Origin of the sequence: Caballeronia sp. (genome assembly GCF_049581465.1) — a bacterium.
GTDB lineage: Bacteria > Pseudomonadota > Gammaproteobacteria > Burkholderiales > Burkholderiaceae > Caballeronia.
In genome coordinates this window covers 1-8036 of the sequence record NZ_JBAUSA010000851.1, presented here as the reverse complement: position 1 = coordinate 8036, position 8036 = coordinate 1, and the positions used below count along the sequence as shown (strand labels likewise).

Genomic DNA, 8036 nt, shown 5'->3' with positions numbered 1-8036 from the left:
ACGGCAATCAACGGCCGGTTCAAGCACTCAATGACCGCAATATTTTCGAAGTGAATTAAGTTTTAACCACGCCATGCCTTAAGGCAAAACGCCGTGTCGCAATCATGCGGCACGGCTTTTTGCTTATCTCCGACGTAGAAAGTACGGCTAAACCACGCCTTAAACCACCGCTTGCTCCACCGCGCGCTCAATGTCGATCTGGCTCTCGTGGAACGCGGCAACGGACTCGCGATGCGCCACGCTGACGATCGCCGCCTTCGGCAGGTTCGTCACCAGCGCGGTGTAGATATACATCTCGTTCTCAGCGTCGAGCGCGCTGGTCGCCTCGTCGAGGAATATGAAATCCGGCTTGTGCAACAGCACGCGCGCCGCAGCCAAGCGCTGCTGCTCACCCGGCGACATCATCTTGGCCCAGTGACCGGATTCTTCCAGGCGCGTCGAATACGCATCGAGATTGCAGTTGCGCAACGCGTCGCGGCAGGCTTCTTCCGTGAACGTTTCAGCCGGCGACGGATAGCTCAACGCCGCCTTCAATGTGCCGATCGGCAAGTAACTCTGCTGCGGAATGAACATCATTTTTGCATCGACGGGCGCGTCGATGGTCCCATCGCCGAAGGGCCACAAGCCGGCCAACGCACGCATCAGCGTGCTCTTGCCGGAACCTGACGGTCCGCGCACAAGCCACCGCGAGCCGGGCTTCACGGTGACATCGGCGACGCTCGCGAGTGGCGTGCCATTCGGCAATGCAAGCTTCAGGCCGGTCGTTACCAGTGAGGTGGTGCTCGTATAGTGCAGGTTGATCCCGCCATGAACGGTGGCCGGGGACGTCGCTTCCTTGATGTGCGTGGAACGCATCACCCGCTGGAATTCACGCAACCGATTCACCGTGGCGCGCCATTCGACCAAGGTCGAATAACTATTGATAAACCACGAGAACGAATCGCTGACCGTACCGAACGCCGAAGCGATTTGCATCAGCACGCCGAGCGAATACGCGCCGGTGAAGTACCGGGGCGCGGCGACCATGAACGGGAAGATGTTCGCGATCTGACCGTAGAAAGCCGACACGAAGGTCAGCCGCTTGGTGAACTTCATGATCTGCCAGTAATTCAGGCGGATCGCGGTGAATATGCGCTTGGCCGTCTTGGTTTCTGTGTTGACGCCGTCATAGAAAGCGATCTGTTCCGCGTTCTCGCGAAGACGGATCAGGCCGAAACGGAAATCGGCTTCCACCTTTTGCGCCTGGTAATTCACCGATACCAACGGATGGCCGAAGCGCTGCATCAGCCACGAGCCCGCGATGGCATACAGCGCGGCGGCCCACACCATGTAGCCGGGGATCGTCACGGGCGTGCCGAACAGCGAAAACGACAACGCGCCGGCCAGCGTCCAGAGGATCGTGATGAAGGTGACGAGCGTGACGAGCGTGGAGAGCAGGTCGAGCGACAGCGCGAGCGTTGTAGTGGCAAAGGACTGCAGGTCGTCGCTGATCCGCTGGTCGGGGTTGTCGGCGAGACGATCGCGCTCTATCCGATAAAACGCTTTGTCGCCGAGCCACTGCTCAAGGTAGCGATGCGTCAACCACTGGCGCCAGCGAAAGCCGAGCATTTGCCGCAAATACCGGCCATACACGGCGAGGAAAATGTACGCAACCGCCAGGCCGGTGAACACGAGCAGCAGGTGCGGAAAGTCGGTGACGTTCTTGTTCTGCAGCGCGTTGTAGAAGTCCGCGTTCCACTTGTTCAGGCGGACGTTGATGTACACGACCGTCATGTTGATCGCAATGATCGTGACCAGCAGCAGCCAGGCGACGCCCCGCTCTTCCGATACCCAATATGGCCTGATCAGGCTCCACGCCGAGACTTTGTCGGCGTTTTGTTCCGTGTTGCCGCGAAGTATTGTGCTCATGAGCTTCCTGAAGACGTGCGTGCCGAGCGGCAGATTGTAATGCGGCGGTATCGGGGCCAAGGCGAATGCGCACGTCGATACCGCTTGTTTGAAGGCCAAGGCGGCACATTGTTTCCGGCGCGCCTTAACTGCTGCTTAATCGACGTACTTAACGGCCCGGACGGCCCGAACGGTCTGGACAGTCGGCGTAGGGCCGAGCCGTGCAACCAATGCATTGGGTGATCGAGGCATTGTGCCAGAGTGTGGAATCTACCAACCGTTGGTCATCGTCGTTCGCTCCCGTGTTTCGCGTTTGCGGGCTGTTTCGCTTTTATGCTTTAATGACCGACGACGAAACAGGGGTGCTTCAGCGCATTTTCCTTAACGGAAGACTGGGCGCGGCGAGGCTGAGAGAGACCCTTTGCACCCGATCCGGGTAATACCGGCGAGGGAAGTTTCCGGAAGCGGCCGTCTGCGCCTCCAGTCTCTTCCGCTATTTCAAGCGCCCGATCGCGTTCTGTACGCTGTCGAGGCGCTGGTTTCGTCCCCGACATGAGTTGTGCGTCACGCGTGCAATTGGGGTCGAGCCGGCCATCCCTCCCGATTCTCGATTTTCGATCCCGATTCAACCGTGCCGCAGCGTCTGCTGAGGAGACATTGCAATCGTGGAAAATTCCCTGAAGAACATGCCCGACGTTGCTGTCGTCGGCGGCGGGTTGTGCGGACGGCTGGTCGCGTGGATGCTGGCGGGCGCGGGACACAGCGTCGCGCTGTACGAACGAGGAGACGCCGCAGGCACACAATCGGCGGCGTGGGTCGCGGCGGCAATGCTGGCGCCGCTCGCCGAAGCCGCCAGCGCCGAATTGCTGATCACCGAACTGGGCGCGGCATCGCTGGAAAGGTGGCCGGGGCTGCTTTCGGAACTGCCCGAGCCGGTGTTTTTCCAGCGCAACGGCACGCTGGTCGTCTGGCATGCCGGCGATCGCGCCGAAGCGCCGCTCTTCGAGCGGCGCTTGCGTGCGAATGCACCGGCCGCGCTCTTCGATGACGGTTTCGTCAAGCTCTCCGGCGCGCAGGTCGCCATGGCAGAACCGGCGCTCGGCACGCGCTTTCCCCAAGGCTGGCTGCTGCCCAATGAAGGCCAGCTCGACAACCGGCAGGTCTTGAAAGCACTGGCTGGCGGTCTTGCCGAACGGCGCGTGGAAACGCACTGGCACACCGCTGTCGCCGCGGATTCGGAGATTCGAGCGCGATTGGTGATCGATTGCCGCGGACTCGGTGCGAAGCCCGCGTGGCCTGCGTTGCGCGGCATTCGCGGCGAAGTGGCGCGGGTGCATGCACCGGGTATCGGGCTGACTCGTCCCGTGCGTTTGCTGCATCCCCGTTATCCGCTGTATATCGCGCCGAAACAGGACAATCACTATGTAATCGGCGCGACCGAGGTGGAAGGCGAGGACATGTCGCCCATGTCCGTGCGTTCGGCGCTCGAATTGCTCAGCGCGGCGTTCGCGGTGCATCCGGGTTTCGGCGAGGCGCGGATACTCGAACTCAACTCGCAGTGCCGCCCAACGCTGCCCGATCATCGTCCAGCGATCGTCTGGGACGGCGCACGAAGCTTGCGCGTGAACGGTTTGTATCGGCACGGTTTCATGATCGCGCCGGAAGTCGCCGACACCGCGCGCGCTCTCGCCGAAGCGCTGCTCGGCGGCGCGGTCACGACACCCGATTCCTTCGATGACTGGCGCAGCCACACGCGTTGGCCCGCCTTACTGAGCTGCGAACACGCGGCGACGGTGCTTTGAAAACATCATGAATATTCATATCAATCAGCAACTTTTCGCCTTGCCCGATGCGGCGACCGTCACCGACGCGCTCGTCGCGTTCGGCGCCAAGCCGCCTTTCGCCGTGGCGCTGAACGGGCAGTTCGTTGCCAAGGGCGAACATGCATCGAAGGCGCTCAACGCCGGCGACAAACTCGACGTCGTATCGCCGGTTGCCGGCGGCTGAACCGACATCCAAGGAATCGAAACATGGCCTCGCCCATCACCACCGCCGACACCCTCACACTGTACGGCGAATCGTTCCCGAGCCGAGTGCTGCTGGGGACATCGCGTTATCCATCGCTGCAATCGCTCTCGGATTCCATCGATGCCGCCCGTCCCGGCATGGTCACCGTCGCGTTGCGGCGCCAGTCGAACACCGGCGAAGCCGGTTTCTTCGACGTGCTCAAGCGCCACGGCGTCGCCTTGCTGCCGAACACGGCGGGCTGTCAGACGGTCGACGAAGTGCTGACCACGGCCCGCATGGCGCGCGAAGTATTCGATACAACCTGGCTCAAGCTGGAACTCATCGGCGATGACTACACGCTGCAGCCGGACCCGATCGGCCTGGTCGAAGCCGCCGGAAAACTGATTCGGGAAGGCTTCAAGGTGCTGCCGTACTGCACGGAAGACCTGGTGATCGGGCGGCGCCTGCTCGACGTCGGTTGCGAGGCGCTGATGCCGTGGGGCGCCCCGATCGGCACGGGCAAGGGCGTGACGAATCCGTACGGGCTGCGCACATTGCGCGAACGCTTGCCGGACGTTCCGCTTATCGTCGATGCCGGTCTCGGCGTGCCGTCGCATGCGTGTCAAGTGATGGAATGGGGTTTCGACGGCGTGTTGCTGAACACGGCGGTCTCTCAGTCGACCTTCCCGGCGCAGATGGCCCGTGCGTTCGCGCTGGGCACCCAAGCAGGGCGAATGGCGTATCTCGCCGGACCGATGGCCGAGCGCGATAGCGCCCACGCGAGCACGCCGGTGGTCGGCATGCCGTTTTGGCATCAGGACGGGAGCGCGGCATGAACATGCTGAGTCACGAAGTTTTCTGGCCACCTGCCGATGAACTGCTCGAATCCGCCGAAGCTATTCGGCGCAGGCTGGGTGACTGGCCGGCGGCATCGAAGGCGTGGCGCGTCTGTTTGAGCACGCCGGATACGGCGCGTGGAGGCGACCTGATTGTCGGCGGCCCGCGAGAATTAGCGACCGATGGCGTGGGCACGCTTGCAGTGAAGCCCGGTCGCGCGACACTGCATCTGGGCGGTACTGAATACGCGCTTGAGGGTGAATGGTCGGACGATTCACTCCCGGCGTTTGCGGCTTTCCTCGATTGCGGTTTCGAGCCGCACGACGCCTTGGTGCTCGCGTTCGCGTGGCGCTCGGGCAATCTCGATGAGCTGGATGCGTGGCCCGTCGATTTTTCGACCTTTCCGAAAGTGGCCGATCTTCCGGCGGCGCCGGTCTCGCCGTTCCCGTCCTGTCCGGACCGGCTCGGGTTGTATCCGGTCTTGCCGAGCGCGAGCTGGGTCGAACGCGTGTTGGATGCAGGCGTTCAAACCGCGCAGTTGCGCCGAAAGACGTCCGATCCGGGTGACCTGAAGCAGGAAATCGAGCGTTCGGTGGCGGCGGGAGCGCGGCACGGAGCGCAACTTTTTATCAACGATCACTGGCGTGAAGCGATCGAAGCGGGCGCTTACGGCGTGCATCTCGGGCAGGAAGACCTGCAGAGCGCGAACCTCGACGTCATTGCACAAGCTGGGCTGCGACTGGGCTTATCGACGCATGGCTATTTCGAGATGCTGCGTGCTTTACACTTTCGCCCGAGCTATCTCGCGTTGGGAGCTGTTTTCCCGACCACGACCAAGATCATGCCAACCGCACCGCAAGGTTTGTCGCGGCTGGCACGATATGTGCGGTTGCTCGACGGCATCGTGCCCCTTGTTGCAATCGGCGGAATAAACGGTGCCGTGTTGCGGCAAGTGTTGTCCACCGGCGTGGGGAGCGCAGCAGTCGTGCGGGCCGTTACAGAAGCGTCCGACGTCGTTTTCGCCATCTCTGCGTTGCAGCAGGAATTCGGGCGATAATGCGCCGGCATCGGGAAAAGTTCGGATTTACTTATTTGTCGAAAGGGACCTCAACGGCATCTGTCGCACACAGACCCTATAATTCGGCCTCTCGCGTAAAAGGATTTTTAGCCTCCGTGTCAGTTTCTCCAGAGACCTTGTTAGAGCTTCGCGACGTCGATTTCGGCTACGGCGACCGGCTTATCCTGTCGAACCTGAACATGCGCTTTGGCCGCGGTCAGGTCGTAGCCGTCATGGGCGGCTCCGGCTGCGGGAAGACAACAGTGCTTCGGCTGATCGGCGGCCTGGTCAAGGCCCGCCGCGGGCAAGTCCTGTTCGGCGGCAAGGACATCGGCACCCAGACGCGCGACGGCCTGTACGAACTTCGCCGAAAAATGGGCATGCTATTCCAGTTCGGCGCGCTTTTCACCGATCAAACCGTGTTCGACAACGTGGCGTTCCCGTTGCGTGAACACACCGACCTCCCCGATGAACTCCTGCGCGACCTCGTGCTGATGAAGCTCAATGCCGTCGGTCTGCGCGGTGCACGCGATCTTGCGCCGTCGGAGATTTCGGGCGGCATGGCGCGTCGAGTGGCGCTCGCCCGGGCCATCGCGCTCGATCCCGAACTGATGATGTATGACGAACCGTTCGCGGGTCTCGATCCCATTTCGCTCGGCATCACGGCCAACCTGATCCGCACGCTGAACAGCGCGCTTGGCGCCACGTCGATCCTGGTGACGCACGACGTGCCGGAATCGTTCGCGATCGCCGACTACGTGTACTTCCTCGCGAACGGCGGCGTGCTCGCTGAAGGCACCCCGGCGCAGCTCAAGGCGTCGCAGGAGCCGACCGTGCGTCAATTCATCGATGGCACGCCCGACGGACCGTTCAAATTCCACTATCCGAGTACCACGCCACTGGCCGCCGACTTTGGCATTGGAGCAAAGCCATGATCAGCGCGATTGGACGCACGGTGCTCAGCAGTGTCGGCTCGATCGGTTATGCGACGCGCATGTTCCTGCGCCTCGTTGCCGAGATTTTCCCGCTGCTGCGCCGTCCCCGGCTCGTCACGAAACAGATCCACTTTGTCGGTAACTATTCGTTGCTGATTATTGCGGTGTCGGGTTTGTTCGTCGGGTTCGTGCTCGGTTTGCAAGGCTATTACACCCTCAACCGATACGGCTCCGAGCAAGCGCTCGGCCTGCTGGTCGCGTTGTCGCTGGTGCGCGAACTAGGGCCCGTCGTGACGGCGCTGCTCTTCGCGGGCCGCGCGGGAACTTCGCTGACCGCTGAGATTGGCTTGATGAAGGCCGGGGAGCAATTGACCGCCATGGAAATGATGGCTGTCGACCCGATCAGGGTGATCGTGGCGCCGCGCCTGTGGGCGGGGATTATTTCCATGCCGATTCTGGCCGCCATCTTCAGCGCGGTCGGTATTTTTGGCGGCTACGTGGTCGGCGTGCTGATGATCGGCGTGGATGCCGGCGCGTTCTGGTCGCAGATGCAAGGCGGCGTTGATGTCTGGCGCGACGTGGGCAATGGCGTGGTGAAGAGCATCGTGTTCGGCTTCGCGGTGACGTTTATCGCGCTGTTCCAGGGTTACGAAGCGCAGCCGACTCCTGAAGGCGTGTCCCGTGCCACCACGAAGACGGTGGTCTACGGATCGCTCGCGGTGCTTGGCCTGGATTTCCTGCTGACGGCGCTGATGTTCAGCTAATCACACGATGCGGGCGGCCCAGCCGTTTCGCATGAAGCAACCGGTTCGCGGGCGTTGAGGAGGGCACAGTCCTTCGCACGAAAAACTGCGACAAGATTCTTTGGGATGACGATGAAAAAGACTGCTCTCGACTTTTGGGTCGGCCTGTTCGTGGTGCTGGGCTTCGTGGCGCTGCTGTTCCTTGCGCTCAAGGCCGGCAACATGAGTTCGATGTCGTTTCAGTCGACCTACGCGGTCAAGCTGAAGTTTGACAACATTGGCGGCCTGAAGCCGCGTGCGCCGGTCAAGAGCGCGGGCGTGACGGTGGGCCGCGTCGATTCGATCGGCTTCGACCAGAACACCTATCAGGCGCTGGTCACAATCGACATCGACAAGCAGTACCAGTTTCCGAAGGATTCGTCGGCGAAGATCCTGACGTCAGGCTTGCTCGGCGAGCAGTACATCGGCCTGGAACCCGGCGGCGACGACCAGATGCTCAAGGCCGGCGACACTATTTCCATGACCAAGTCGGCTGTCGTTCTTGAAAACCTGATCGGCCAGTTCCTGTAC

The 8036-nt window shown here is 61.8% G+C and carries 8 protein-coding genes and 1 riboswitch; of the genes, 7 read left to right on the top strand and 1 reads right to left on the bottom strand.

What is annotated here, in order from left to right:
- Positions 1 to 159: 159 nt before the first annotated feature.
- Positions 160 to 1908, bottom strand: coding sequence for an ABC transporter ATP-binding protein/permease (locus tag WCA53_RS20855; RefSeq protein WP_423915103.1), 1749 nt, complete (start codon positions 1906 to 1908; stop codon positions 160 to 162).
- 327 nt (positions 1909 to 2235) lie between these two features.
- Positions 2236 to 2358, top strand: a riboswitch (TPP riboswitch).
- A gap of 215 nt (positions 2359 to 2573) precedes the next feature.
- On the opposite strand from WCA53_RS20855, the gene WCA53_RS20850 reads away from it, so the two are divergent.
- The 7 genes from WCA53_RS20850 to mlaD all read left to right on the top strand — a co-directional run.
- Positions 2574 to 3689: an FAD-dependent oxidoreductase gene (locus WCA53_RS20850; protein WP_423915106.1), complete on the top strand. Its 1116-nt coding sequence runs from the start codon at positions 2574 to 2576 to the stop codon at positions 3687 to 3689.
- 7 nt (positions 3690 to 3696) lie between these two features.
- On the top strand, positions 3697 to 3894 hold the full coding sequence (gene thiS, locus WCA53_RS20845; protein ID WP_423915101.1) for a sulfur carrier protein ThiS: 198 nt from the start codon (positions 3697 to 3699) through the stop codon (positions 3892 to 3894).
- Positions 3895 to 3917: 23 nt separating this feature from the next.
- On the top strand, positions 3918 to 4730 hold the full coding sequence (locus WCA53_RS20840; RefSeq protein WP_423915099.1) for a thiazole synthase: 813 nt from the start codon (positions 3918 to 3920) through the stop codon (positions 4728 to 4730).
- Positions 4727 to 5788, top strand: a complete 1062-nt coding sequence (gene thiE / locus WCA53_RS20835; RefSeq protein ID WP_423915097.1) for a thiamine phosphate synthase — start codon at positions 4727 to 4729, stop codon at positions 5786 to 5788. The genes WCA53_RS20840 and thiE overlap by 4 nt, the downstream gene beginning before the upstream one ends.
- Positions 5789 to 5904: 116 nt before the next feature.
- Positions 5905 to 6723 carry an ABC transporter ATP-binding protein gene (locus WCA53_RS20830; RefSeq protein ID WP_423915094.1) on the top strand — a complete coding sequence of 273 codons (819 nt, stop codon included), beginning with the start codon at positions 5905 to 5907 and terminating at the stop codon, positions 6721 to 6723.
- The gene (mlaE, locus tag WCA53_RS20825; RefSeq protein ID WP_423915091.1) at positions 6720 to 7487 is read left to right on the top strand and encodes a lipid asymmetry maintenance ABC transporter permease subunit MlaE; all 768 of its coding nucleotides are present in this window, start codon (positions 6720 to 6722) and stop codon (positions 7485 to 7487) included. The genes WCA53_RS20830 and mlaE overlap by 4 nt, the downstream gene beginning before the upstream one ends.
- Before the next feature lie 105 nt (positions 7488 to 7592).
- On the top strand, positions 7593 to 8036 hold a 444-nt coding region (gene mlaD, locus WCA53_RS20820; RefSeq protein WP_423915088.1), incomplete at its 3' end, for an outer membrane lipid asymmetry maintenance protein MlaD.

Bases quoted from the DNA above. Each gene is read 5' to 3' on its own strand.
- WCA53_RS20855 (WP_423915103.1), bottom strand. From the start codon at position 1,908: ATGAGCACAATACTTCGCGGCAACACGGAACAAAACGCCGACAAAGTC.
- WCA53_RS20850 (WP_423915106.1), top strand. From the start codon at position 2,574: ATGCCCGACGTTGCTGTCGTCGGCGGCGGGTTGTGCGGACGGCTGGTC.
- mlaE (WP_423915091.1), top strand. From the start codon at position 6,720: ATGATCAGCGCGATTGGACGCACGGTGCTCAGCAGTGTCGGCTCGATC.
- WCA53_RS20840 (WP_423915099.1), top strand. From the start codon at position 3,918: ATGGCCTCGCCCATCACCACCGCCGACACCCTCACACTGTACGGCGAA.
- thiS (WP_423915101.1), top strand. From the start codon at position 3,697: ATGAATATTCATATCAATCAGCAACTTTTCGCCTTGCCCGATGCGGCG.
- thiE (WP_423915097.1), top strand. From the start codon at position 4,727: ATGAACATGCTGAGTCACGAAGTTTTCTGGCCACCTGCCGATGAACTG.